Annotated in this window: 22 protein-coding genes and 1 tRNA gene; 10 read left to right on the top strand and 13 right to left on the bottom strand. The window is 40.2% G+C overall.

Annotated features, from left to right (window positions below; genetic code table 11):
- Nucleotide 1: 1 nt before the first annotated feature.
- A complete protein-coding gene (locus AAG747_RS20520; protein ID WP_346823099.1) occupies nucleotides 2-766 on the top strand; it encodes an MBL fold metallo-hydrolase in 765 nt (254 codons plus the stop codon).
- Between the two features lie 59 nt (nucleotides 767-825).
- On the opposite strand, the gene AAG747_RS20525 is transcribed toward AAG747_RS20520, so the two are convergent.
- Entirely contained in the window at nucleotides 826-1,863 is a 1,038-nt protein-coding gene (locus AAG747_RS20525; protein ID WP_346823100.1) for a glycosyltransferase family 9 protein, read from the bottom strand.
- A 395-nt stretch (nucleotides 1,864-2,258) separates the two neighbouring features.
- On the opposite strand from AAG747_RS20525, the gene AAG747_RS20530 reads away from it, so the two are divergent.
- From AAG747_RS20530 to AAG747_RS20545, 4 genes are all read left to right on the top strand, one after another.
- Nucleotides 2,259-2,531 (top strand): hypothetical protein, encoded by a 273-nt coding sequence (locus AAG747_RS20530; RefSeq protein WP_346823101.1) that lies wholly within the window; start codon nucleotides 2,259-2,261, stop codon nucleotides 2,529-2,531.
- Nucleotides 2,532-2,715: 184 nt separating this feature from the next.
- Nucleotides 2,716-3,796 (top strand): peptide chain release factor 2 gene (gene prfB, locus AAG747_RS20535; RefSeq protein ID WP_346823102.1). Its coding sequence is split into 2 segments (ribosomal slippage): nucleotides 2,716-2,775 and nucleotides 2,777-3,796, totalling 1,080 coding nucleotides; the frame shifts between segments, so codons are not numbered across the junction.
- Nucleotides 3,797-4,060: 264 nt separating this feature from the next.
- Nucleotides 4,061-5,614, top strand: coding sequence for an L-piperidine-6-carboxylate dehydrogenase (amaB, locus tag AAG747_RS20540; RefSeq protein WP_346823103.1), 1,554 nt, complete (start codon nucleotides 4,061-4,063; stop codon nucleotides 5,612-5,614).
- Between the two features lie 129 nt (nucleotides 5,615-5,743).
- The gene (locus AAG747_RS20545) at nucleotides 5,744-6,154 is read left to right on the top strand and encodes a response regulator (RefSeq protein ID WP_346823104.1); all 411 of its coding nucleotides are present in this window, start codon (nucleotides 5,744-5,746) and stop codon (nucleotides 6,152-6,154) included.
- A 155-nt stretch (nucleotides 6,155-6,309) separates the two neighbouring features.
- On the opposite strand, the gene AAG747_RS20550 is transcribed toward AAG747_RS20545, so the two are convergent.
- The 4 genes from AAG747_RS20550 to AAG747_RS20565 form a co-directional block, all read right to left on the bottom strand.
- A complete protein-coding gene (locus AAG747_RS20550; RefSeq protein ID WP_346823105.1) occupies nucleotides 6,310-7,752 on the bottom strand; it encodes a hypothetical protein in 1,443 nt (480 codons plus the stop codon).
- A gap of 68 nt (nucleotides 7,753-7,820) precedes the next feature.
- Nucleotides 7,821-7,894, bottom strand: a tRNA-Ala gene (locus tag AAG747_RS20555).
- A 58-nt stretch (nucleotides 7,895-7,952) separates the two neighbouring features.
- Entirely contained in the window at nucleotides 7,953-8,450 is a 498-nt protein-coding gene (locus tag AAG747_RS20560) for a C40 family peptidase (RefSeq protein WP_346823106.1), read from the bottom strand.
- Between the two features lie 170 nt (nucleotides 8,451-8,620).
- Complete coding sequence (locus AAG747_RS20565) at nucleotides 8,621-9,778, bottom strand: formimidoylglutamase (RefSeq protein WP_346823107.1); 1,158 nt, start codon at nucleotides 9,776-9,778, stop codon at nucleotides 8,621-8,623.
- 382 nt (nucleotides 9,779-10,160) lie between these two features.
- Here AAG747_RS20565 and AAG747_RS20570 point away from each other — a divergent pair, with 382 nt between their 5' ends.
- Together AAG747_RS20570 and AAG747_RS20575 are read left to right on the top strand one after the other, a co-directional pair.
- The gene (locus AAG747_RS20570; RefSeq protein ID WP_346823108.1) at nucleotides 10,161-11,246 is read left to right on the top strand and encodes a DUF3078 domain-containing protein; all 1,086 of its coding nucleotides are present in this window, start codon (nucleotides 10,161-10,163) and stop codon (nucleotides 11,244-11,246) included.
- An 86-nt stretch (nucleotides 11,247-11,332) separates the two neighbouring features.
- Nucleotides 11,333-12,253 (top strand): PfkB family carbohydrate kinase, encoded by a 921-nt coding sequence (locus AAG747_RS20575; RefSeq protein WP_346823109.1) that lies wholly within the window; start codon nucleotides 11,333-11,335, stop codon nucleotides 12,251-12,253.
- 73 nt (nucleotides 12,254-12,326) lie between these two features.
- Here AAG747_RS20575 and AAG747_RS20580 read toward each other — a convergent pair whose 3' ends face one another.
- Entirely contained in the window at nucleotides 12,327-13,763 is a 1,437-nt protein-coding gene (locus AAG747_RS20580) for a BatD family protein (RefSeq protein WP_346823110.1), read from the bottom strand.
- A gap of 381 nt (nucleotides 13,764-14,144) precedes the next feature.
- Nucleotides 14,145-15,101: a tRNA epoxyqueuosine(34) reductase QueG gene (gene queG, locus AAG747_RS20585; RefSeq protein ID WP_346823111.1), complete on the bottom strand. Its 957-nt coding sequence runs from the start codon at nucleotides 15,099-15,101 to the stop codon at nucleotides 14,145-14,147.
- A 204-nt stretch (nucleotides 15,102-15,305) separates the two neighbouring features.
- Here queG and AAG747_RS20590 point away from each other — a divergent pair, with 204 nt between their 5' ends.
- Nucleotides 15,306-16,064: an iron-sulfur cluster repair di-iron protein gene (locus tag AAG747_RS20590; RefSeq protein ID WP_346823112.1), complete on the top strand. Its 759-nt coding sequence runs from the start codon at nucleotides 15,306-15,308 to the stop codon at nucleotides 16,062-16,064.
- Nucleotides 16,065-16,145: 81 nt separating this feature from the next.
- Here the strand turns inward: AAG747_RS20590 and AAG747_RS20595 are convergent, their stop codons facing one another.
- The gene (locus tag AAG747_RS20595) at nucleotides 16,146-18,182 is read right to left on the bottom strand and encodes a DUF3352 domain-containing protein (RefSeq protein ID WP_346823113.1); all 2,037 of its coding nucleotides are present in this window, start codon (nucleotides 18,180-18,182) and stop codon (nucleotides 16,146-16,148) included.
- Nucleotides 18,183-18,454: 272 nt separating this feature from the next.
- Between AAG747_RS20595 and AAG747_RS20600 the strand changes: the two genes are divergently transcribed.
- On the top strand, nucleotides 18,455-18,874 hold the full coding sequence (locus AAG747_RS20600; RefSeq protein WP_346823114.1) for a DUF2141 domain-containing protein: 420 nt from the start codon (nucleotides 18,455-18,457) through the stop codon (nucleotides 18,872-18,874).
- 17 nt (nucleotides 18,875-18,891) lie between these two features.
- On the opposite strand, the gene AAG747_RS20605 is transcribed toward AAG747_RS20600, so the two are convergent.
- The 4 genes from AAG747_RS20605 to AAG747_RS20620 form a co-directional block, all read right to left on the bottom strand.
- Nucleotides 18,892-19,137: a hypothetical protein gene (locus AAG747_RS20605; protein WP_346823115.1), complete on the bottom strand. Its 246-nt coding sequence runs from the start codon at nucleotides 19,135-19,137 to the stop codon at nucleotides 18,892-18,894.
- 94 nt (nucleotides 19,138-19,231) lie between these two features.
- On the bottom strand, nucleotides 19,232-20,605 hold the full coding sequence (gene radA / locus AAG747_RS20610; protein ID WP_346823116.1) for a DNA repair protein RadA: 1,374 nt from the start codon (nucleotides 20,603-20,605) through the stop codon (nucleotides 19,232-19,234).
- Nucleotides 20,606-20,715: 110 nt separating this feature from the next.
- Nucleotides 20,716-21,231, bottom strand: coding sequence for a phosphoribosyltransferase family protein (locus tag AAG747_RS20615; RefSeq protein ID WP_346823117.1), 516 nt, complete (start codon nucleotides 21,229-21,231; stop codon nucleotides 20,716-20,718).
- Nucleotides 21,232-21,596: 365 nt separating this feature from the next.
- Complete coding sequence (locus AAG747_RS20620) at nucleotides 21,597-21,878, bottom strand: hypothetical protein (protein WP_346823118.1); 282 nt, start codon at nucleotides 21,876-21,878, stop codon at nucleotides 21,597-21,599.
- A 517-nt stretch (nucleotides 21,879-22,395) separates the two neighbouring features.
- On the opposite strand from AAG747_RS20620, the gene AAG747_RS20625 reads away from it, so the two are divergent.
- Nucleotides 22,396-25,464 carry a serine hydrolase domain-containing protein gene (locus tag AAG747_RS20625; RefSeq protein WP_346823119.1) on the top strand — a complete coding sequence of 1,023 codons (3,069 nt, stop codon included), beginning with the start codon at nucleotides 22,396-22,398 and terminating at the stop codon, nucleotides 25,462-25,464.
- Between the two features lie 148 nt (nucleotides 25,465-25,612).
- Here AAG747_RS20625 and AAG747_RS20630 read toward each other — a convergent pair whose 3' ends face one another.
- Entirely contained in the window at nucleotides 25,613-26,185 is a 573-nt protein-coding gene (locus AAG747_RS20630; protein ID WP_346823120.1) for a DUF3347 domain-containing protein, read from the bottom strand.
- Between the last annotated feature and the right edge of the window lie 331 nt (nucleotides 26,186-26,516).

The following is a 26,516-nucleotide window of genomic DNA, read 5'->3' on the forward strand; positions in this document are numbered from 1 at the left end:
CTTGAAGATTACATTTTTAGGAACGGGTACTTCACAGGGAGTGCCGGTCATATTGTGTGATTGCCCGGTCTGTCAATCAGTGGATTACCGGGATCAGCGTTTGAGAACCTCCATTCATTTAGAAGTGGATGGGCTCAGTTTGGTGATTGATACCGGGCCGGATTTTCGTCAGCAAATGTTGCGGGAGCAAATTCAACGGGTGGATGCTTTATTGTTTACACATCAACATAAGGACCATACAGCCGGGTTGGATGATATACGGCCTTATTATTTTCACCGGCAAAACGATATGCCCGTATATGCGCAAGAGGAGGTTATTGAGCATTTGGCACAAGAGTTTAGCTATATGTTTGAAGAAAAGCGTTATCCGGGAGTGGCAGGGTTGGAAATACATGCTATTGACCAAGCACCTTTTACCATTGGAACGACCGAGATCACACCCATTGAAGTGTTGCATTTTCAATTGCCCGTATTGGGGTTCAGAATTCACGACTTTACATATATTACCGATGCAAACTATATCAGTGAGGTAGAATTGGAAAAGGTAATGGGTTCGGAGGTATTGGTCATCAATGCGTTGCAGAAAGAGGACCATCACTCTCACTTTACCTTACAAGAGGCGATTGAGATTTCAAAGAAAGCCCAAGTAAAACAGACGTACCTGACACATATTAGCCACCGGATGGGTAGGCATGCAGAGGTGGAAGGTGAATTGCCGGAAAATATTAAACTGGCTTATGACGGTTTGCGCTTGAATTTGTCTTGAGACTCTTTACAATACAAAGGATACAACGTTTTATCAGGTCGACAGGGAGCTGCAACGTGTTAATCTTCCGGAAGGTAAAAATCGAATTGCAATTCATTCATACATTTAAAATGTCCCTTAGGGCATTTATCATAGCCGATTTTAGAACAAGGGCGGCAAGAGAGCTTCGCATTCTCAAAGATGACAAAGTTTTGTGTATAGGGGTACATACCAAATAAAGGAGTCGTATTTCCCCAAATAGAAAATATCTTTTTGTTAAATGCCGCAGCAATGTGCATTAGCCCTGTGTCATGAGTAAATACGGCTTGTGCATCCCGGACAATCGAGGCGGATTGGTTCAGACTGAATTTTCCGCAACCATCAAAAATGATCGTTTTTTTACCCAGTTGTTTCAAGCCTTCTTCGAAAGGTAAATTGTGTTCCCTCTTCTGAAAGAACTCTTCCACTTTTTGTCCCATCTCCTGATCTTCCTTTCCGCCCAGCAAAATAATGGGCCGGGCAATCCGGTCACAAAGTTCGATAATCTTTTCGAAGGGAAGTTTTTTGGTGGTGTGTTGGCCACCAATGGCAAAGGCCATGTAGCCATTGTGGTGGGTTGCAGGCAACCATTCTTTTTCAACCACATCTTTTTCCGGAATAAAATAGTCCAAACCTTTATTGTCATTGGTGACTCCCAAAGGCTTTACCGTTTCCATGTAGCGGTCTACGATGTGTACATTCGGCATACGGTTTACTTTCAGATTGACCAGTAACCACTTTTCCCAGTTCAACTTGTTGAAAGAATGCGATTGAACCCCTAAGCGGGTTTTGATCATCAGAGTCCGGAGGTTTTTATGCAAATCGATGACACAACTAAAATTTTCCTTCTTTAAAGAGCGTATCAGACTGCCTAAGTCTTCGGTCAAATAATGCATTTGATCGATGTAGGGATTCTCTTCAAAAATACTTTTGTATTGGGCTTTGGTACAATAGTGTATTTCAGCATGCGGAATCTGCTTTTTGAGGCAACGTATTACCGGAGTGGTCAACACAATATCACCAATAGATGAAAAGCGGATGATGAGAATTTTTACTTTAGGCATAGCTTGTAAATCCATTTGAGCGCAAATCAATATAGAAATGACTTCTGGAGCAAGAAATCAACCCTGAAATACGGTGAGGATGGATATTTTTAGAAAAAAAGTGAGTAGAAACATCAAGTGCCACGCTCTATACAGAAAAGTTAGTAAGGGGCTATCGCTAAAAACGGGGGTGTTGAAACCCGGCCAAGTAATCCTTTTCCCTGTCTTGTGCTTTCATCGTTTTTTTGGTTAATTTTGGATGCAAGTTGGCTCCTGTAGTTATTTGTGAGTAAACACAACCGTCTTAAATAGTTGGGTTTGCTGATTAACTTGTTGATAACGATTGGTTTATCATGTTTTTGAGACGGTTGTCAATAGAGCAAAAGTACATGGGAGTATAAAAACATTCATTTAACACAAACCATAGCGTCATGGCAGATCAGGATAAAGATAGAGTACAACAGGAAGAGGGAAATGTGGACTGGGAAAGCCTGGAAAAAAAGAGTGAACGCCAGGACAGAAGAGAAGAAGAATACGATGAGGAGAAGGTAAAAGATGCGGTAAAGAATTTAAGTGAAGAAGAAAAATCAATGCCTTATCCGGATGACTTTTTGGCTGATATTAATCTTCTGATGGATGAAATTAAAGAGAGTCGGGGAGGGCAGCTTTATTCGGAGGAAGATCATTTGGACGAAGAAGAATAGTATCGGTTTACTTTACTGATCGGGGAGGATATTCCTTTAACGGAAATCGTTTTTTGGGAACAAATGCTATGAGTTACCGGTAGCTTACCCACGTTAAAAATTTATATAAAACTGTTACACCGGGCAATCTTGCGCCTCTTAGCCTGGTGTTGGTAATTTGTTTCACCTTATTAATTTTTGTACCATGAATGCAGCGCAATTGAAAGAGTTAAAGGCCAGGGTAGAGGCCTTGAGGGGGTATCTTTGACTACGATCACAAACTCAAAGAAATACAAGAAGAAGAGCAGATAACCACCCAGCCGGGCTTTTGGGATGATCCTAAAGAAGCGGAAAAACTGCTCAGAGCGATTAAAGTCAAAAAAAACTGGGTGACTGATTTTGATAAAGTACAATCTTCTTACGAAGATTTGGAAACTATTTTTGAATTTCACGAAGGGGGAGAAGCTGAGCTTTCGGAAGTAGAACAAGAGGAAAGCAAGTTGATTATAGCATTGGAGAGCCTGGAAGCAAAGAAGATGTTGAGCAATGAAGAAGACCAACTCAATGCCGTATTGGAGATTAACCCTGGGGCAGGAGGAACGGAAAGCCAAGATTGGGCTGAAATGCTGATGCGGATGTACATCATGTGGGGAGAAGCAAAAGGCTATAAAGTGAAAGAAGTAAACTACCAGCCTGGTGAAGGGGCCGGAATCAAATCGGCAACCTTGGAGTTTGAAGGGGACTTTGCATATGGATATCTGAAATCCGAAATTGGTGTGCACCGCTTAGTAAGGATTTCACCTTTTGATTCGGGGGGAAGGCGTCATACTTCTTTTGCCTCGGTTTTTGCCTATCCGGTGGTGGACGATTCCATTACTGTGGAAGTCAACCCGGCAGATATTACTTGGGAAACATTCCGTTCGGGAGGGGCCGGAGGGCAAAACGTCAATAAGGTAGAGACTGCCGTGCGTTTAAGACACGCTCCTTCAGGCATCATTGTGGAATGCCAACAAGAGCGCTCTCAGTTGCAAAACAAGGAGAAAGCTATGAACTTATTGAAGTCGAAGCTGTACCAATTGGAGCTGGCAAAACGCAGTGAAGAAAAAGCGAAAATTGAAAGCTCTAAGAAGAATATCGACTTTGGTTCACAAATCCGGAGTTATGTGATGCATCCTTACAAATTGGTGAAGGATAACCGGACAAGTGTAGAACGCACAGATGTGCAAAACGTAATGGACGGAGATATTGATGATTTTATCAAGGCTTTTTTAATGAGCCAAAACTAAAGGGCTTTAGGCCTAATTTTAAAGAGATGGGGGGAGAGGGGGATGATGTCTATTTGAACCTCTCTTCCGGCTTTTAAGCCCTTTGGCAAATCCATGTTTTCATCTTTTTATAGGGACAATAACTTGTGGACTAAGTGATTGCAGATCAGGTGTCTTTTATAAGAAAGTAAAATATTGAAAATGAGAATTTTATACACTCTGAGTTGATTTTCAGAGTATTTGTAAATTAACAGAATACATCAACCTAAATTCAAAACAACACTTATGAACAATCAAACGACTGAGATCCGTGAAATGCTACAAGAGCTTGGAATCAAGGAAATTAACCCACAAGGTGCTACCGGGCAAGTCTGGCTGGATGATAGCGAGCGGGAAGTGAGGGATATTATCTCTCCGGTAGATGGGGAGAAGATTGCTTCTGTGAAGTTGGCCACTAAAAAGGATTTAAATCAAATTATTGAAACCTCTCAGGAGGCATTTAAGGTATGGCGAAAAGTGCCGGCCCCACAACGGGGAGAGATCATCCGTCAAGTAGGCCAGGAGTTGCGAAAGCATAAAGAAGCTTTGGGAAAACTGGTTACCTACGAGATGGGAAAAATCTATCAGGAAGGATTGGGTGAAGTGCAAGAAATGATCGACATCTGTGACTTTGCTGTAGGACTTTCCAGACAACTGTATGGCTTGACGATGCATTCGGAGCGTCCGGACCACCGGATGTACGAGCAGTACCACCCACTTGGACCGGTTGGAGTTATTTCAGCTTTTAACTTCCCTGTGGCTGTATGGTCTTGGAATACGATGTTGGCAGTGGTGTGTGGAGATGTATGTATCTGGAAGCCTTCTGAAAAAACTCCATTGACGGCCATAGCCTGTCAACATATTGTCAATAAAGTCATCAAGGCGAATGACCTTCCGGAGGGAATTTTTAACTTGGTAATCGGCGATGCGGAAATCGGAGCGGCTATGTCGGCGGATGCCCGTTTGCCGTTGATTTCAGCGACCGGTTCTACGCGAATGGGTAAAAAAGTAGGAGAAGTAGTAGGAGCCCGCCTTGGCAAATCATTGCTGGAATTGGGAGGTAATAATGCCATCATCATTACGGAACATGCCGATTTGGAAATGGCCATCCGGGCAACGGTTTTCGGTTCGGTAGGTACTTGTGGGCAAAGATGTACCTCCACGCGCAGGTTGATCGTACACGAAAACGTATATGAAGAAGTAAAAGACCGTTTGTTGAAGATCTATCCCACCTTGGCAATCGGTAATCCTTTATCTGAAGGTACTTTGGTAGGGCCTTTGATTGATAAGGATTCTGTTGAGAATTTCAAAAAAGCATTGCAACAAGTACAAGAAGAAGGAGGTAGAGTATTGACAGGCGGTGAAGTACTGGAAGGGGAGGCATATGCATCCGGAAATTATGTAAAACCTGCTATTGCGGAAGCTCAAAACCACTTTGATATTGTACAAACAGAAACCTTTGCTCCGATTTTATACCTCATCAAATACAAAGGAGAAGTAGAAGAAGCACTGAGCCTACACAATGATGTGAAGCAAGGTTTGTCTTCGGCAATCTTTTCTACCAATATGCACGAAACGGAGTATTTTCTTTCTCATGCCGGGTCTGATTGCGGAATTGCCAATGTCAATATCGGAACTTCCGGTGCGGAGATTGGAGGTGCCTTTGGCGGTGAAAAAGAAACCGGAGGAGGACGTGAATCAGGTTCTGATGCCTGGAAAGTTTATATGAGACGGCAAACGAATACAATGAACTACGGAAAACAATTACCGCTTGCCCAAGGAATTAAATTTGATATTTAGTTGTAGGAATATTAAAATTGTCTTTATTTTTATTAGGCATATTTTTTTATTATACTTACTGCAGCATAAATATTGCAATCCAATTAATAGAGAACCAGTTTAGAATTAATTTTTTTTTATCAATATCTAATGGCAAGTAAAAAATATTTTTCGGTAATGCTGATTGATGATAATGAGATTGATAATCTCATTAATCAAAAAATGATTGAGGCTTCTGATATTAGTGAGAACATTTATGTTCACTCCGGAGCCAAAAGTGCTATAGAGTTTTTGAGGAATATCGAGAAGTTGTCAGGGTATGCAGCCAAGATATTGCCTGAGGTCATCTTCTTAGATATTGATATGCCTTTGATGGATGGGTTTCAATTTTTGGATCTGTTTGACAAACTCAACGAGGAAACCAAGAAAAAATGCAAAATTGTGATGTTGACTTCTTCGATTAACCCTCAGGACATCAGCAAGTCGAAGAATTATGCATATGTGAAAAAGTATATTAATAAACCGCTCACTCAGCAAAACCTTACTTCCTTAGATATTTAATACTTTGCCTGCGTCAATAATCAAGAAATGAGATAAGGAATAATTGTGTTTCCTTGTTCCTTTCTTGATTAGCGGCTTCGGTAGTTGAAAATAAAAAAAGTCTTCAGTTCGATAAACTGAAGACTTTTTTTATTTGGACTCTCTAACGGGCCCATCTATAGTAAGTTTTCGATAAAGGTATCATCCATGCGGATAAATCGTGTAGGGTTAAATAGGCGATTGTGATTGATGGAAGTATACTTTTCAATCAGTGCCCGCATTTTCCCCGGTTTGTCCCTTTTCGATTCGCTAATAGCCGTTTTGAGTATCTTAATGAACAGGACAATGTCTTCACAGTTTTCTTTTCCTAAAATGCGGATTTGTCTTTGTATACTGTTGACCAGCTGGTTGAATAACTCAAAATCCTTTTGACAACAATACTGAAGGGCCAATATGGTTTTGATTTCCAATAAGGCGTAGGGGTATTTTTTCAAACTTACTTCGTTTAGCAAGTTGTTTACCCACCGGGAGGCCTCATCGTGTTTTTTGACATAGTAGCATGACAGCGACCGGTACATCACATAGTTGATATACATAGGAACATTTTCCTTGTCACAGTCAAAAGAAGAAAAGAAGCTTTCGTTTTCTTCATACAGTTGCTCTTCTGTCTCAAGGCGTAAATGCCTTTCCAGTTTGGTTTTTAAAAACTGCGGAGGATAAGTGTACAAGCTGTAATTGGTGAGTAAGGAAGCCATTTCTTCATTTACTTCATCAAAGTATTTTTCAGCTTTTCTATATACTTTATAGTAATTGTAATATTCCAGGCGTAGATATTCAAAGACTAACTTTAAGTGGAAGTAGATCGAATCCAAGTAGTAGTTTTCGAAAATATGTTCAATTTTGTCTAAAATATCCTCAATTGGTTCTTTCTCATCGTCCGGAGACTCTCCTTTTTCGATGAATAGACGGTGAAAAATGCTCAGACAACTTTGATATACATACAAGCGATGCGACTGGTACAAATTGCAAACATTGTCCATCTCTTGTGCCAAGAGATCTAAGCCCATTTTATCCACCTCTTCTCCCGACAGGGTAAAGTTCCCGAATTTCTTGAGGTATTCAGCCAGAAGGTCTTCCGCTTTGTCTACTGCAAGCATATAGGCTACGTGCTTGTTATACAGTTGAGAATAGTGGAAATACTCCGGAGAGTTTATATGTAATTTTTTAAGGGTCTTGTAGACAATTGTCAATTCATTGGAGAGGTCATAATCCAACAGCTCTCGCTCTAATTTTTTGAGCGTGGCAACTGAAATGGCCTTTTTTTTCGTGAAGATGACTTCGTTGATATTTGCTACTTTTTTCAACAAATCCGTCCGGGGACTTTCCATTTGTTGCAGCAAATATTCTTCAATTTTTTGATTTAGTCTGGACCGGAGGGTATAGTAAGCGTTAGTATTCACATCTAACTCTTTCATGATTTTAGCATCAGAAAGAGGCTTTTCCCTCATTGAACGAAGAAGGTATGCTGATTTGTCAGCATTACTTTCTACTAAAGAAGCATGAATTGCATCAAAATCGTGGTCAGACAACTGCTTTATGATGTGTTTTAACTTGGCCATATAACTCAGGTGTCATTAAAAAAATACCGAAAAGCAATGAGAATGTAGAGAAAAAGATAAAAAAATAGTGGAGAATACCGGATTCGAACCGGTGGCCTCTTGGCTGCCAGCCAAGCGCTCTAGCCAACTGAGCTAATCCCCCAATATTTAGAAGTGAAGATATGAAATATTTTCCTTTGCGCAAATATATAAACAAAATCTTACAAAACCCTTCTGGCACTTACAAAATATTTTTTCCAATAGTCAGAAAACAAATCATCCTCTCGTACTCCCTTGCTTGACGAAGCATGTATAAAGATAACGGAATTTTTGTTGTTTATTTTACTTACTAACCCTACATGGGTTATTTTTTTTCCTTTTGGCTGCCGGAAGAATAACAAGTCCCCGGTTTGAAGTTCATTCATGCGAATCCGTCTGCCGGTTTTGTAAAGTCCGGATGTGTTACGAGGTAATGCGATTTTGACAGATTGATAAGATACATAGACCAAGCCGGAACAGTCAATTCCCCGTTTAGTGGTCCCTCCTAAGCGGTGGGGAGTACCCATATATTCATATGCTTTATTCAGAACTTTTGTAGATTTTACTTCTTTTTTATTGGATTTTCGATTGTACTTACTCCCGGTCGACTGTTGGGTAGGTTTACATGAGTAAAATCCTATTGTGATCAAAACGGAGAAAATGAAAGTCAAATTACGCATGATAATACATTTATTGGATTAATTGTTAAATGTTCATTAAATACTCTTTGCAGGTTGTTATGTATCAGGATATTACATGGTTTTATTTGGGAGCCGTTTAAGGCGTTTTTAAGGAAGAAACTTAGTGTAATCAATAAAAAGAGGTGTACTTTGAAACTACTAATTTGATTTTATTCCCCTAATTTTCCTACTGCTTTTAACCAACGTTCGGGTAATATTCCTTTGTTGGCTAGCTCATAATCTTTATAGCTGCATGGTATGATAATATTTCGTTGAACTTCACCCGAAGTGTGTTTCAGGCCAACTTCCATCCACCATTTTTCGGTGGATTTACTTTTGTAGAAAACCAAATCCTGGCCCGTATCCCCCAAATGGACGATGTATTTTACATGAAAGTTACTTTTGAAGCTGTATTCAATTTGCCGGTGTCCGAAGCCTTCGATAAAATACCATAACATCACCGCTACGGTTTGAGCAGTATGGTGCTGAGGGTCAAGATCTGCATTGTACTCGTAAATGCCCAACGAAGTCAACTTTTCATTTAATCCTGCATACCAACAGATTTGACAGGCTTCTTCGCTCGTCAAACCAAAGGCAAATGCCTGAGCATTTCCGGGGGCATCGCTGGCTTTGATCGCAGAAAGGTCAAAGCTTAACATGTCCCCACTGCGTATAATGGGTTCGATTTCTTCCAAGTTTCCATGGATTTGACCCACACTGGTCATATCAAAATTTAGCTTTTCGAGTGTGTTGAGTACCTCTATAGGGTTAAGGTACCGTTGGTAGGCCAAGTGATTGTAATCGAAAAGATAGTTAGGTTGATGCATTAAAATATCCGTGGTGTGGTTACCCGTTTTGGTTTTCGCATTCACATCCAAGTCCACCTTGGAGTCAACAGTGACTACGGAAATGATCTTGTCCAGGCTTTCATACCCCCTAAACTGTGCATAATCCAGGTCGTGGGAGCCTCCCAGAATAACTGGTAAGGTATTGTGACTCAATAATATTTCGCAGACTTCTTTGAGCCGTAGGTAACTTTCTTCTAAAGTAGGGCCTAAGCGTAAGTTGCCTAAGTCTACGATTTTACACTCTTTGGTAAAGGGTTTTAAGCGATAAAACTCCTTTCTTAATAGAGACAAAGAATCTTTGTTTGGTGCCTGGTAAGAAGCTCCTCTGTATTCCATTACTCCCAATAGGGCAATGTCTGCTTCTTTCCATTCAGGTAATTGATTGCCGTATATGTTTATCTTGGAAGCCAAACCTTCCAAGGCCGTATATTTTTCTAATTGCCCTTTTCCTAAGGCCTCAAAAAAAAATTCAAAACTCATTGCTTCTCAGGTTAAGTATACACGAAATCTACATGAGGTTTCATTGTGTAAGCCCTTATTAATGACCAGGTATAAACTAAATTTATGTTTTTTTGAGAATTATCTGAAAATTCCACTTGGACAAGGTAATTTTGAAGTATACCTTCTTCCATTCTTATAGGCGTGAAAATAAATAAAAAGCTTTTAAAAGTAAGTAGTCCGGTTTTTTAGAGCAAGAATCAGACAAAGGACTATTTTTTTTGAAAAGCCAAGAATGACCTTCGCCAATCAGGGGGGAGGCTTTATGGAAAATTACCCTGTTGGGAGTGCAGTAATAAAAGTTAAATAGACACTAAGATAGTTAATACCAATTGATTCATTAATTACCCGAATGTATAGAGCGATGAAGCTTATTCCCTTAAAAGTAGCTAGCCTTTTCACTATTCTTTTATGCTTGGGGGGGTACGTCCAGGCACAAGTAGATACGACCGTTTTTCGAATGGCTGACCCGGCCATGATGCAAACCTTAGAAAAAATTTCACCGGAATTACTTCACACTTTACGAAGGCCGCATATTTCCCGAGCCTACACTCAGAAAGTGAGCCTGGCCAATTTAGCTCTGATAGATGATAAAACCATTCACCTGCCTCAGAAATTAAAAGTGAAAGAGTATAAGGAAGTGTCAGGCTTACGGCTCAGAGATTTGTTCTGGACACAGAAAGGAAGTGTATCGTTTGATTTTTCAAATGTGGGACTTGTCAACTGGCAAGGTGGCGGTGAGCCGAGTATCTCTTTGGGTGGTCGCTTGGAGTACGAAAATAAAAGGGAATCCAAAGCCTCCCGTTGGACCAATCAATTCCGCTTTGATTATGGAGTGGCCAAACTGGGAGACCGCGACTTCCGTAAAACCCGGGATGAAATATTTTTTGCCACACAGTTTAATGGCCGTTTTAACAGGCATTGGAGTTTTAGTAATACCTTGAACTTCAAATCTCAGATTGCCGAAGGTAAAAAATATGATGGAGATGATAATGCCACCAAAATTTCGAACTTTATGGCTCCCGGATATTTGCAAGCTACTATGGGTATCCAGTACGAAGACTTGGATTATTATAAATCGTTCGACTTTACAGTAGTGGCTTCGCCTATCGCTGGTAAGTTGACATTTGTGTTGGATGAGGAACTTTCAGAGCAAGGGAAATTTGGGGTGGAAAAAGGGAAAAAAGTACGTTCGGAGATGGGTTTTAACCTGCATTCTACCTTTAATGCGGTGTTGCTTGAGCGAATCAAATTTCTAAGTAAAATGAACTTCTTTAGCAACTTTGTGAACTTAGGAAAGTTTGATGTGGATTGGGAAACTTCTTTTGATATGCGTATTAACAAATACCTGAGCACAGTTTTAGGTACTCGCCTAATTTATGATGAGGATATGACTACGGATATTCAATTTCAACACGTATTAAAATTAAAACTTGAATATCAACTTTAGAAATAAGCGAAAGGGGTTTTATCCGAAAGATATTATATTAATTTTATTGAAAACTATTTGTACAGACATAAAGACTTTTAAAACTAATGAGTTTGTTAACTGTAGGATCTGTAGCTTTTGATGCTATTGAAACACCATTCGGAAAAACCGATAAAATCATTGGAGGAGCCGCTACTTATATCTCTTTGGCTGCTTCTTATTTTACTCAAAAGGTAAATATTGTGGCAGTGGTGGGAGAAGACTTTCCTCAGAGCGAAATCAGCATGTTGGAAGAACATGGGGTAAACTCGGAAGGACTCCAAATCAAACAGGGCGAAAAATCTTTCTTTTGGTCCGGAAAGTATCACAACGATATGAACTCTCGTGAAACGTTAGTGACAGAACTAAATGTATTGGAGAACTTTGATCCGGTAGTGCCGGATAGTTACCAAGAGTGTGACTATTTGATGCTGGGTAATTTGTCTCCGATAATCCAACGGCAAGTGATTGAACGCTTACATAAAAGGCCCAAGTTGATTGTGATGGATACCATGAATTTCTGGATGGATATTGCCCTTCCGGATTTGCTAGAGACCTTGAAGGTGGTGGATGTCTTGTCAATTAACGATGAAGAAGCCCGGCAACTCTCAGGACAATATTCTTTAGTGAAAGCGGCAAAGAAGATCATGGAAATGGGGCCTAAGATCTTGATTGTGAAAAAAGGAGAGCACGGAGCTCTTTTGTTTAAAGAAGATCATGTTTTCTTTGCTCCTGCTTTGCCTTTAGAGGATGTTTTTGACCCTACGGGAGCCGGAGATACCTTTGCCGGTGGTTTTATCGGGTACTTGGCTCAAACACACGATATTTCATTTGAAAATATGAAACGGGCAATTATTTACGGATCTGCCATGGCATCGTTTTGTGTGGAAAAGTTTGGAACCGAGCGCTTACTTAACTTGAGTGAAAAGGAGATTACCGACCGGGTTCAACGATTTATTGATCTCGTTCAGCTGGAAGGATCTATATAAAGTATGAAGGAAGAGACAAAATCCCCCCTTGGATACATTATCCAAGGGGGGATTTTGTTGAACCTGTATTGGATTATTTTTTGAAAACGATAATTCCGGTAAAGATCAAAAGTAAAGTGACCCCGGCATACGTCACATACCTCATCCAGGATTGCTCTTGAAGGCTTTGTAATTCATTGCTTTCAGTCTCCAAAGAGCTATAGAAACTACCCATATCGTTTGAAGCAATGTATGAATTTTTCTTACTTTCCCCGGTAACTTGAATGGCTAACTCTGAACGAAGTGTATCATACTTTTTTAAACGGGAATTAAAATACACCCATTGAAAAGCATCGCCCAAGTGATACTCGCCAGGTTCTTGAGGCTCAATAAAATACTGGATATTTTTCGTGCCGTAAACAGTCCCGTTGGCCCGGTTGATTTTCTGGTTGATGCTAGGTGGGTAGATGGTTAGTTTTCCTTTGGTGTCCGGTTTGGGTTCTTTAATGGCAGAGATATTCCCTTCCCCCTTGATTTTGAACTCGTATACAAAGCTTCTGCCGGTTCTAAATTTATCTGAACCCAGTTTTTCTTCCAGGCGATAGTCTCCCACGCTCACTTGGTCTCTTAAGGGGTGAGTAGGCAACTCTTTTACTCGCACGGTTTTCGGTGCCGAATAGAATACTTTATAGTCTTCTTTCAGGTCTCTGCCGAAAAAGGAAGGGGTTTTGGACTCTTTGTATTTGACCATTTTGAGTCCTACTGAAGGAATTTTGATAGTTTGTTGGTTTAAAGGATAAAACGATGCCTCATAAATTTTGTATTGCCGGTATTGCTTTCCGTTGATGGTTACATATTCCGGGTTGATAGATTCTACTCCAAAATTCTCCTCCCAACAGTTAGAGGGTTTTACTTTTTTGAGGATTTCGGTCAGTTGGTCACCAACTTTGTAGAAATCCATACGGGCCTTATTTTTCAACGATACATAGAAAGCGATGGAGGTAGTAAAACCTTCTCCTACATAAACTTCATTTTTATTAGTGGAAATAGCAAAAAAAGCATCTTCTTTTACATCTACGAACTCTTTGTTTTCATTTCTCTTGCCGAAGCCCCAAAAATCAGCAAAAGGATCGGACTTCTGGGCTGAAATGGGAGCACCTACTTTAATGGTAGCCCCGGAAGAACGGGCTTCTTTCCCATTGATAGTGATTGTAAAAGGCTTGAGCGTGAAAGTGCCCTCCCCGGTAGGATAGTAATTTTGAATAATACTTTGAGACATGCTCACCTTGTTGTTGACGATATTGGTAGAAGAAGAGGAAGAGGTCCCACTTTTACGAAAGCCAGGTATTTCGGGAAAACCGGAATATTCCTTTAAACGCTCATTTTCAATGGTAATGGTGATTTGGAACATTTGGTTTGACCCTATTTCAGTATTACCAAGCTCTACACTCACTCCTTGTCCCCAAGCCAATATCCAGGGAACAAAAACGTTGGTAATTACTAAAAACCAGAACTTATTTGATTTTAACATAGACGTAGTTGGATTATACTCGGAATGCCCCCAATAACATTGAATACATATGTAAAATTTCTCAAAAATTTTTATATTATACTTACTTTCTAGTTCTTTAACATTGTTTAACAGTTAATCAACTGAACCATGCTTGAATACTCAAAAACTATCTTGGAAAAAGTATCATTTGACAAGTTATTGTTTGAAAAGGAGCTCAGAAAAGCAATCGGTGCCCTAGTGGATCAAGAAACGAATGAATTAAATCAATGGTGCCACTCCAATTATGGTCATCTTTATCCAAAGGTGATTAAGACATGTTTTAAGACCTATTCGAATTAACGAAATTACAACTAACAATAACGCTTTTAAATACAGGCTACTCTTCCGGGGGTAGCCTTTTTAGTTGCCTTTAACAACCTGTGTAGCAGCGGCTGCGAATTGTATGTTTCGCTTCAAACCTTCAAATTTAGTGCGTTTTACTGGGGATTTTTTAAAAATTGTGCGAAATATTTCTTCGGTAAGTTCTTGCCAGTCATTCCTGTTTAAATTATCCATGTCCGGAGCAGGTAGAAACTCATCGACTTTATGAGGTTTGGAAAAACGGTTCCAAGGGCATACGTCTTGACAAATATCACAGCCAAAAATCCAGTCTTGCATTTTTCCTTCAAAGGTATCCGGTATTTGCTCTTTTAATTCAATGGTCAGGTAACTGATACATTTACGCGCATCTACTATATAAGGCTGGGGAATAGCCTCCGTTGGGCATGTATCCATACACCGCGTACAGCTTCCGCAATAGTCCTTGACGGGGCCATCAGGAGGTAAATCCAAATCGATGATGAGTTCGGCCAGAAAGAAAAAGCTCCCTCTTTGCTTGTGTAATAAGAGACTGTTTTTGCCGATCCAGCCCATGCCGCTTTTTTTTGCCCACGCCCTTTCCATCACCGGAGCCGAATCAACAAATACCCGTCCGTGTACTTCACCTACCGTTTCCTGGATAAACTGCATTAGACTTTTTAACCGGTCTTTGATTACAAAATGGTAATCCTTGCCATAGGCATATTTCGCAATTTTATAATTGTCAGAGACGTCCATCACCCGTTGCGGAAAGTAATTCATCATAAGGGTGACCACAGACTTGGCGCCAGGAACTAAAAGAGTAGGGTCCAGTCTTTTATCAAAATGATTGGCCATATAAGCCATTTGGCCGTGCATTTGTTGATTGAGCCAATTTTCTAAACGGGGGGCCTCTTCTTCCAAAAACTCCGCTTTAGCCACTCCGAAAAATTCGAAACCCAGCTCTAATGCTTTTTGCTTGATTTGTTGTTTGTAGTTGTCTGCCTTTAGCACATCCATAATGCTGCTCCTGATTCTATTTTTACAAAGGTCTGAATTTTAGAAAAGAAGTACTGAGTACAAGGGCAATTATCTTGAGAGGATTACGGAATACTTGTTGAAATATAAAACCGGATTTCTGTATTAATTTTAGGAATCTGCCGGTTAGATTCAACAAATATTTTCAGATTTTTGTAAATTGATCCATCAAACCAAAAAGTGTCTATGCCCAATCTATCACCACATAAGAAAATTATTGAATTGGTAGATGAGAATTATACCTTGGCAAAGGTCTTACATTCTTTTGGGATAAAGTTTTACAAACATTCCGAACAAACCCTCGAAACCATTTGTAAATCTTGTTCTTTGGGATTGGATCAACTTGCGAAACGCCTCGATGAGCTTGAAAATAACCGGGAAATTTACCTGGATGAAAATTTACAAGTAGCGTCTATTACTGTCATATTACAATACCTCCGGCATGCCCACCATGTATTTGTGCGCTATAAACTACCTTATATGAATGAGTTGATCGCCAATGTTCAGCCAAAATATTTTACCAACCGGACATTGGCAAAAGACCTGAAGTTTATCTTTCCTCATTTTGTAGAAGATTTTGTCAAGCATATTTATGAGGAAGAAGACACCTTGTTTTCTCATATCATGAAATTACAACAGGCTGTTAAAGGGGATTTGGGTTTATATGATTTGTATAAAATCACTCAAAAATACTCTATTGAAGCTTTTGCCGAGCATCATATGGAAGAGGACGATGAGATGGATGGAATCCGGGCATTGACTAATAATTATCATATGGATGAGCATACGACTGTTTATACCAAAGTGATTTATTGTGAACTGATTGCCTTTGAAAAAGATTTGGCCTTCCACTCAAGAGTAGAGAACCATATTTTGTTTCCCAAAGCCTTAGAGTTGGAAAAGGAAGTGAATCATCAACTTAATATAAGGGCCGGACTCAACTAAATCACTACTTGGATGTTACCAAAAGCCCCTGTACGCTACTTCTTTGGGTACAGGGGCTTTTGGTATTTTAAGAATATGGATTCAATATCGCTGCTTTTCTATGGTCTTTCCTTCTTCGTTGTACATTTTCCAAAGCCCGGTGCGTTGGTCGTTTTTAAACTTTCCTTTTATTTTCAGCTCCCCATTGGAGTAGTATTCCCGGTAGGTTCCGTTTTTCATGCCATCTTTGATCGGTACTTCTACTTTAAGCGTACCGTCTTCATGGAATTCTTTGTGTTTACGGGCATCCAGGTCATCCAGGCTGATTTCCTCAATCGGAATCAATTCTTCTTCTTCGATTTGTTCTGGGGCAATCATTGAAAATGCATCGTTGGCCTCTACAGAGGTATCACCTAATTGGACTAATATAATAGGCTCATGTTTTTTATTTGCCAGTCGTAATGTAGCTTCTTTTTCTTGTTGCAATATCGCATCAAGGTCAGAATAAGAAGAGTTGATCCTGGTTTCAAAATACCGTCCTCTACCAGTAAGCTGAAAACCAATATCCGAAAAGCAGACAATATAATCCCTATTCTTTTTCAGGGAAGTCCAGGTTTCATTACTGACCAGGCTTTTCAGGTTGGGATGCAGAACAGGCGTTTGTACATACAGAAATACATTGGAGTCGTCATTGAATTCATCATAAAAGTCATTGAATTGTTTAGACTCTGCCAAGGTGTTTTTTTCGGTATAATCGTCAATAATGCCTCTGAGGGTTTGTGGATGATTACTAAAGATTACATAGGAGTCGATAATGGTGTAGTAAGGCTTTTCCAGTTTTTCAAAAAACTTACCCAATATCAAGCGGAAAAAACCTTTGACAGAGATAAAGTTAATATCATGCCCTTTGTATTTGACTGCTTTGAATTTGACGGGGGTTTTCTTCCGGATTTTTTCAGCGACAAAATCAAGGTTTTCTTTGGCTTCGTCACCATTATGTGCTTGTAATACTACGGCAAATTCATTGTCTTTTCCCAAGCCGGAGGGCTGGGTCTGTATAAACGCAATTTCATTATCGATCCAACTGATAAAATGTTCCTTAAGGTTGATATCTAAAAAGCGTTCAACTTTCTCGATATTTTTTTGATACTCTTCATAATCTTCGACACTATGTTGAGCAATTTGTTGAAATTTTTCATAAAAGTCTTCAAAATTGTCAAAGCTGAGTCCCATATAAAATGCTGTGCGTATAGGGGCGACTTCTACAGCGTTGGTTTTGCCAGTGCCCGATTGCAACATGGCCAACAAATAGGTGTCTAAACTATCGTTGAGGTTGGTAGCTCCCTCCATTTTTAAGATATGATCATCTTTTAAATCAAAAGACAATCCGGAAAATTTCAATTGCTGGCTAATACTTTCCAAATACTCTTCCGAACCTTCAGTGTATAAGCTCATATAGTCTTTCAGGTAAGGGTAGCTAATGTAAAAGCGGAACATATCTTTTCCTGAAACTTCCTTATATACATCCAGAAATTGTAAATCCCGGCCAAGTTGAGGCTCTTTCAACTGATTAATTGATGCTTCTACTAATGAATGAGTATAGGAGAGTACCAATAAATTGTCTATAAAAGTCAGAAATAGCGTTTCGTTGGTAGCTTTGTCAGTAATTTCGGTAAGTTCCTGTCCGTGATATTCCCGTTGGGTTACTTTAAAGTCGCTTCCCAGAAAAGTACTGATGTAATTTTTGAGAAGTTTGAGTTTTGAGGCTTTTTGGAGGTCTACCACATATAAAAAATCATATGCATCATTCCGGTACATATGTGCTGAGATCCACACAGACCTTGACCCTAACATGGAGAATACTGTGGCGTTTTCCTGAATCAACGAATCCAGGCCATCTACGCTTTCGGTAAGTTCGGCAAAGTAATCATTCCGTTTCAAATGTTGCCAGGCTTTGCTGCTACTGATTTTTTCCCAATTATTGATGGGTTCGTTGGTTTCAATGACAAATACAGCATCTTCCGGTATCAAATAAAGGGGTTGAAAACTATCAGAGGGTTGTATAAACCAAACAAACACTCCATAAAGGAGAATACCTGCAAGTCCAAGGGATAAACCCCATATGACATACTTTTTCATGACTAAGAGAATACTATTGGTTATTTAGTTGAACATGTTAACGTTAGGCAATGATCACCAATCAACGATAACTACATCAATTCCTCCTCATGCCTAAGAGGATAAGAAGGAACAATGTCCTGACAAGTATGGGTTTATACTCAAAATGTATACCGTCAATGGAAATATGATGTATTGCATAAACATAATGCGATGCTAGTAGTTTTTTAAATAGGTGAAGATTGTATCTTACAACAGACAGACAAACTTCAGAAAGAAAATCTAAAATGTTTATGCAAAAACTGGTATTTTTCTTCTTGCTTTTATTCGGAGGGTTTAAAGTAAATACAAATCCGCCACTACTCAAAATAGTCGTGAAGAATATTCAACAGCCACAAGGTTCGGTGAAGGTGGCTTTGTTTTTAAGTTCGGAAAGTTTTCTGAAAGACTATTCGATCGGAAAAGTGAAAAAAGTTACTCAAACAGGAACTGTAGTCGTGGAGTTTGAGTATTTGCCTAAGGGTACATATGCAGTGAGCGCCATTCACGATATCAATAACAATGGAAAGTTGGATAAGAACTTTTTGGGGATTCCCAAAGAGCCTTATGGGTTTTCGAACGGTGCACAGGGAAAATTCGGCCCCCCTGCTTTTGAAGAAGCAAAGATAAATTTCAGGGAGGATGATGAAGTGGTAGAGGTTAGCCTTCGGTAAATAGGGGAAGGTATAAGTCAGGCCAATGCGTCGTCTTCTATAGGTGATTTGGAGGGGTCCTCCACATCGGGAGGAAGAATGTAAACGCCCGGTGGTAAGTCCAAAGGGGGGACATCATCACTGTTGTCCCAACCTCCGTCACCTCCTTGGTCTCCGTCATTGTTATCCCGGTTATTTCTTGGTTTGGCAATTGTCTGTGAGAGCAAAAAGCCTATTATCACCAAGTATATCATAGCAAATAGCATAGTATTTAGAATGGCCATGGTGAGAGATGATGAATGTGAATATTAGCACCCTTCTTATTCCTTGATTGGAAGATACTTAATTATTTAAAAAGCATCAATCAGAAGGTGCTCTTCATAAAGATAAACTACTGAAAACCTGATCCAGTTTACTTACTCCGTGAATTTTTATTTTGAATTTGTCTTGGTTCAAACCTTTAAGGTTGAATTTGGAAATATAAATCACTTTAAAGCCCAGTTTTTCCGCTTCCATAATGCGGTTTTCGATCCGGTTGACGGCCCGTATCTCTCCTCCCAGCCCTACTTCTCCGGTCAGGCAAATGTCATTACTGATGGCCACGTCCTGTAGTGAAGAGATGATCGAAGCGCATACTGCTAAATCAATGGCCGGATCTTCCACTTTTAAGCCTCCTGTAATATTGAGAAATACATCGGTAAAGTTGACTTTATACCCTCCTCGCTTTTCCAATACCGCCAACAACATGTTCAAGCGCTTTATATCAAACCCCGTGCATGTCCGCTGAGGGTTACCGTATACGGAGGGGCTGACCAGCGATTGGATTTCAATAAGTAAGGGGCGGTTGCCTTCCAGAGTTGCACCTACCGCAATGCCGTTTAGTTCGTCTTCTCGTTGTGAAAGCAGTATTTCCGAAGGGTTGCTTACCTCCCGGAGGCCATGCCCAAGCATTTCATAAATCCCTAATTCAGAGGTAGAGCCAAAGCGGTTTTTAGTAGTTCGCAGAATACGGTAGCTGGTATGCCGGTCTCCTTCAAATTGCAAAACGGTATCCACCATATGTTCCAGGATTTTGGGGCCTGCCAGGTTGCCATCTTTGGTAATATGCCCTATCAGAAACACCGGAGTATTGGTTTCTTTGGCAAACCGGATTAGTTCGGAAGTACATTCTTTAATCTGTGAAATACTTCCGGCAGCCGAATCCACATAGGAAGAGGTGAGGGTTTGGATGGAATCGATGACCAGAATCTCCGGCTTGAGTTGTTTTACCTGTTGGAAAATATTTTGCGTGCCGGTTTCGGTCAGAATAAAGCATTGCTCGGAATCGAAAGGCAGCCTTTCGGCCCGCATCTTGATTTGCTGGGCACTTTCCTCACCGGAAACGTACAGGACCTGCAAATTTTGGAGCGAAAGGGCGATTTGTAACATCAACGTTGATTTTCCTATGCCGGGCTCACCACCGATCAGTACCACCGAACCAGGCATGATTCCTCCTCCCAACACGCGTTTTAGTTCGCCATCGGAAATCGGAATGCGGTGTTCTTCCCGAATGGTAATTTTGGAAATAGGTTGGGGGCTGTTTGTTTTGCCGGAACTTCCTGTAGATTCTTGCCATTCTTTCTTGTTCTCTTTTTGGACTACTTCTTCTACAAAGCTGTTCCAAGCGTTACAAGAAGGGCATTTTCCTTGCCACTTGGCGGATTCATACCCACATGATTGACAGAAAAATAGTGTTTTAACTTTTTTAGCCATGGTTTTAGTTCTTCGAGGACCTTATACAAATGGGCCGGATGGCGAATGAAAATAATGCATATATATGCTATAGGAGACGGGTCTGTTTTTTCACCTGCCCATTCCGGTATTTAATATAGGTAGACAGCGAAATCTTCTTCTGTCAACCGGACTTCCACATGTTCGTTAATCGTTGTGGAGAGTTCATAGCCCACATAATCGGCCGATACGGGAAATTTTCGATGACTGCGGTCTACCAGTACAGCTACTTGTAACTTAGGTAAAGGCAAGTTGAAAAATGGCCGCAGGCTGTGTGCTAAGGTTTTACCGGTGTTCAATACATCATCGACTACAATTACAGCATGTTGTCGGATATTTTCCAATGCAATATCCAACGATACCTCGGGTTGGGTGTTTGCATTTTTGTCCAATTGGATTTTGACCAGTTGCACCTTCAGTGGTGAAATGTTTTCCAGCTCTTGGGCAATTAATTGTGCCAGATTATAGCCCGTTTGCCAAATGCCGGCAATTACCAAAGAACTTTCTTCAAAGTTTTGTTCATAAATTTCATAAGCAATTCGCTTGACCTTTTGTTGAGTTTGCTTTTGACTCAATATCTTGTTTTCAGGTATGGCTATCGGACTCATATATTTATCTGAACATTTAGATGAAAGTAGAAGATTGTAGTGACCTGTTCATAGGTTTGTTCACCGTTTTTTCATGAAATTATTGAAAAAGAAATGTGCCAACCGGCATAAAAAATCTCTATCAATAGAGAAGTAAAAGCTGCAAATTAAGTTCCTGTCCATCTCTATAGAGGAAAACATATGAACGTACTTCCATGCTTTTGTCAAATATTCATGGTATGGATGAATATTTGGAGCGGAGAAGTGGGATAAAGTTAGACAAAGTTAAGGAATGCTTCAAAAAATAAAGCAGACCTTGCGGAGAGGTGCTTGTACGAAGGCTTATTCAGAATAAAATAGTTGCCGGTCTATTTTTCAGCAACTCTTTATTTTAACAACAAGTAGGCTAAAGTTAACAAGACAAATACAATGACGATTCGCAGCATGGAGGCATTTTTAGACGTGTTATGCTGCCTGCGAAAAGTGCTGCGGAAGCGTTGACGCAACAGTTCGGAGTCGTAATGTTCTCCATTGTTTGTGCTCGGTTTTTCGATCTCCCGTTTGATCATGGAAATCCTGCTTTCCAGCTCTTCTTTTACCGGATCATAGTACCGAGGCTCGTAGTGAAACTGCTTGTATTTATACCTTTTAAAAAATGAAATTTTCATATATAAACGTCTTAAAATCTGAATATCAGCTACTAAAATAACTGAAGCCCTTTCCTGATTAGTTCAATACTAGGAATTATCCTGAAGATTTGTAAAAATAGAGAACAAGATTGATTAATTTTATATCCGGTTCAATTTATACTTCCGGGAAAATGGCCAAACTTTTGCCTGTTTTCATCGGAAATACTCAAAATCCAGTTGATTATTGCCGGTAGTTTACCACTGACATCTTTTCTGCAAGTGTACCTTTCGGGTTGATGCTTTTACAGAATACTTATGATTGCCGAATTCCTTCAGTAGGAAGAAACTGCCGGAGTAGGATTAACATTTTTTGTGGATTTATTTTTTAGTAAACGGATTGAATCAAAATTTTTAAATGTTATTCCCAACAGCAAGAGGGGGATAGTGAAATACCTGTAAAGAGGGTTTCATATTTTGATTGCTAAGAGATTAAATCTTAATTATTTAGTGTTTTTTGCTATTTCTTCAAAGTAGAACAAGATTAACGTTTATCACAATGTCGAGAGAAGAAAACTGTACTGTGGAACAATCGCCTGGATACCCCATGATGAAAGCTGCCTTTTTGCTCATGTTGATGAGCTTACTATTAGCATGTTCCAAAGGAGAAGCTACTGATACGGAGAAAAAATCTTCTGAAAAAACCAAGGCTTCTCAAAAACAACATGACGCATATCTAAAAAAGCAGGAAGCATGGGTGGATAGTATCTACCTTACCATGAGTTTGGACGAAAAAATCGGACAATTGTTTATGGTACCGGTGTATTCCAATAAAAACGAACAGTACAATTCTTCCATGGAGAAGTTGATTGAAAAATATCATGTGGGTGGAGTGATTTTTATGCAGGGAGGCCCGGCACGGCAGGCAATCTTGGGCAATCGCCTGCAGGAGATTGCTAAGATCCCTTTGTTAGTAGCAATGGATGCCGAATGGGGATTAGGCATGCGTTTGGATTCTGTGATCAGTTTTCCGAAACAAATGACCTTAGGAGCAATTTCGGATGATCGTTATGTATATGACATGGGCCGGGAAGTGGCAAGACAGTTGAAAAGAGTGGGCGCTCATATGAATTTTGCCCCGGTGATAGACGTCAACAATAATCCGAATAATCCCGTCATCGGATATCGTTCTTTTGGAGAAAATAAAGAAAATGTAGCCCGGAAAGGAATTGCCTATATGAAGGGTATGCAACATCATGGTGTGATTGCCAATGCGAAGCATTTTCCCGGACATGGCGATACGGATACCGACTCTCACCACGCTCTCCCCGTTATTAACCATTCTTATAACCGTCTGGATGATATAGAAATGTATCCCTTCAGGCAATTGATCGCGGATAGTTTAATGAGTGTGATGGTGGGGCATCTGCATATTCCGGCATTGGATAGTGCTGAAAATGTGGCTACTTCCCTTTCAAAAGCCGTAGTCACGGATTTGTTACGGGAAAAGCTCCACTTTAACGGCTTGATTGTCACTGATGGCTTGGGTATGAAGGGAGTCGCAAAGTATCGCTCTTCCGCAGAGGTGGATCTGATGGCCTTGTTGGCAGGTAATGATATGTTGTTGATGTCAAACAGTGTGTCAGAAGGGTTTAAGTTAATCAAAGATGCCATTGTCAAAGACAGTACTTTTACGGAGGAAACCCTGGAACGCAGTATTAAAAGAATCCTGGCAGCAAAATATTTTGTAGGACTGAATACATATAAACCTGTAGAAACCCAACATGTTTATGAGGATGTGAATCACCCGGCCGGTGTAGCCGTTAAGTCCAAGCTGTATGAGCAAGCAATCACCGTAGTTAAAAATAAAAAAATGCTGATCCCTTTCTTTAAGGTAGACAGCCTGGATTATGCCTCAGTAGCCATTGGGACCAGTAAGCAAAATACATTTCAAGAGTATTTGAGCAAATATGCCCCGTTTGAACATCACCGGGTAGCTAACAAAGCTGCTTCTGCGGCAGAGTTTGATCAAGTGTATAAAAAGGTAAAAGACAAGGGAATTGTAGTGGTGAGTTTTCATGGAATGAATAACCGGAAAAAATACCACTATGGGATCAGCAACAATGCCGTGCGCTTTATCCAAAAGTTGCAAAAGGAAACCAAAGTAGTCGTGGTAGCATTTGGCAATCCTTACAGCTTGCAATACCTTGAAAGCAGCGAGTATCTGGTATGTGCTTATGAGAATGATCCTTTGATGCAAAAAGTTGTGCCACAAGTGTTATTTGGCGCTGTTACATCACATGGGAAATTACCGGTGACGGCGTCACCGGGTTTGCCTGTAGGAACCGGGTTCAAGATTACCAGCCTGGGGCGTATGGGATACGAAATTCCGGAGGGAGTAGGTTTATCCAGTTTTATTTTAGGGAGAATCGACAGCTTGGCCGAAGCAGCGATTGCTGATGAAGCAACTCCCGGGTGTCAGATAGTGGTGGCCAAAAGCGGTAAAATCGTTTATGAAAAAGCATTTGGGTATTATACCTATGAGAAAAAGCAACCTGTTACCTTTGAGTCTATTTACGATGTGGCTTCTGTTACCAAAGTGGCTTCTACCTTACAAGCATTAATGTACCTGGATGGTAAGAGGCAGTTTAACTTGGAGGAAACTTTGAAAGAGTTTTTGCCGGAAGCGGATTCTACCAATAAAGGCGATATGCTGATGCGGGATTTGCTGACACATCAGGCAGGCCTGAAATCATTTATCCCATTTTGGAATCATGTGCGCAACAAGCAAGGCTTGAAACCGGAATTTATCTCTCAGACCCGTTCGGATAGTTTTAATCTGGAAATTTCTCCGGGTTTATATGCCGTAAATAGCATTAACGATTCTATCTGGCATTGGACGTTGGAATCATCCCTTACCCGTAGAAAAAAAAATAGCTATGGCATGTATCGCTATTGGTATAGTGATGTGGCTTTTTACATTATGCAAAATATTGTAGAAAGAGTAACCGGTTGGCCTTTGGATGAATTGGTGAGAGAAAAATTTTACAAACCACTGGGCCTGAAAACCACTACCTATATGCCTTTGAAACAGTTTTCTTTGGAACGCATTGTGCCTACCGAAATGGATACGGAGCTTCGCCATAGTTTGATTCAAGGGTATGTGCATGATCCGGGAGCGGCCTTGAAAGGAGGGGTAGGAGGACATGCCGGGCTCTTTAGTAACGCACATGATTTGGCAATTTTGATGCAGATGAACTTGCAGGAGGGGTATTATGGAGGAGAGTTCTACTTATTACCTTCGGTACTTGCCAAATACAATACACAACCTTACAAACGCTATGACAACCGGAGAGCCATTGGCTGGGATAAACCTTCTTTAGGGGAAGGGGGACTCACTTCAGACTATTCAACAGATGCCACATTCGGACATACAGGCTTCACCGGAACATGTGTGTGGGTTGATCCGGAATATGAATTAGTGTATGTGTTCCTTTCTAACAGGGTCTATCCCTTTGTGGGAAACCAGAAGTTGAACCGCAACCGTGTTCGCCAATCCATTCATAACACCGTTTATGAATCCATGTTTATTCATGAACAATGGGCCTTAAACCGCTTGAAACAGTAAGTTCTCATATAAAACTTGATGAATTTTGAAGAAGAAAATCGAGCACTTGCTGCAATAAATCTTTTGAGCTATGGTTTTTTATCCATAAAAAAGCCACTTCCAGCCATCAAGGCTCAAAGTGGCTTTTATTTTTTTACGGATAGGATGCTTAGTTTTTAGCAATCGTTTCATCCACTTTTCCACATTTCAGCATTTTATCTCCGAAATAAGGGTTTTTGATCTCCTCTTCAGCACTCAACCAAAATGCACCGGTATTGTCAAAAGCCATAGGGCAAAATTGCTTGTACACCTCATTGGAATTATCGGAAGAGGCTTTTACCAAATCGTATACTTTTTGCGTAAGTTCTTGAAAGCTTGCTCTCTGAACCTCTACATCATCGTTGTTGGCAATGGCTTCGGCTGTAGTTTTAACCTCCCCTTCGCTTACTTCAGCCAATTTGCCGGCCGCAGTTTTTGCCTCGTTTGCATCGGTGGCTACCAATGCATTTTTAAGGGCATAGTAAGCTGATAAGATTTTATCTGTCTGGTTCTCAGCTGTTACTTCAGTAGTTGTCTCCTCGGGTTTTGTGTCGGTAGCTGTGTGTTCATGCTCATGTCCATGATCGTGGCCGTGGTGAGCATGTTCGCCACCTTGTTCTTTTGATCCACATCCGCTCAATGCAAATAAGGCGATACTCATTGCACATATCCATTGAAGTAAGCTCAAGTTCATGCGTTTCATAAATTCTCTTAATTTTAGTTGTTTATCTATTTATTTGGAAAAAACTTCGATTAGCAAAATAATACATAAAGTGCCTACTAAAAAATAGACAAACGTGTTAAAAAGCTTTTTAACCTTACTTGGCTTGCAATCACCGGTTTCACAACATTTTTTCATAGGATAGTGCTTTAACTTAGTTTCCAATGGGTTAAGTTTGTAGGTGTTTTTACAAAAGTGGAGGATCTGTCTCGAAAATACGAAGCTTTGGACAAAAATTTGATTTGAAAGAAAATCGAAAGGGATAGGAACCAAGCAAATTGTTTGAGCAAATCTTACCCGGAAGAAACGTAAG

Source organism: Rapidithrix thailandica, assembly GCF_039710355.1.
GTDB lineage: Bacteria > Bacteroidota > Bacteroidia > Cytophagales > Flammeovirgaceae > Rapidithrix > Rapidithrix thailandica.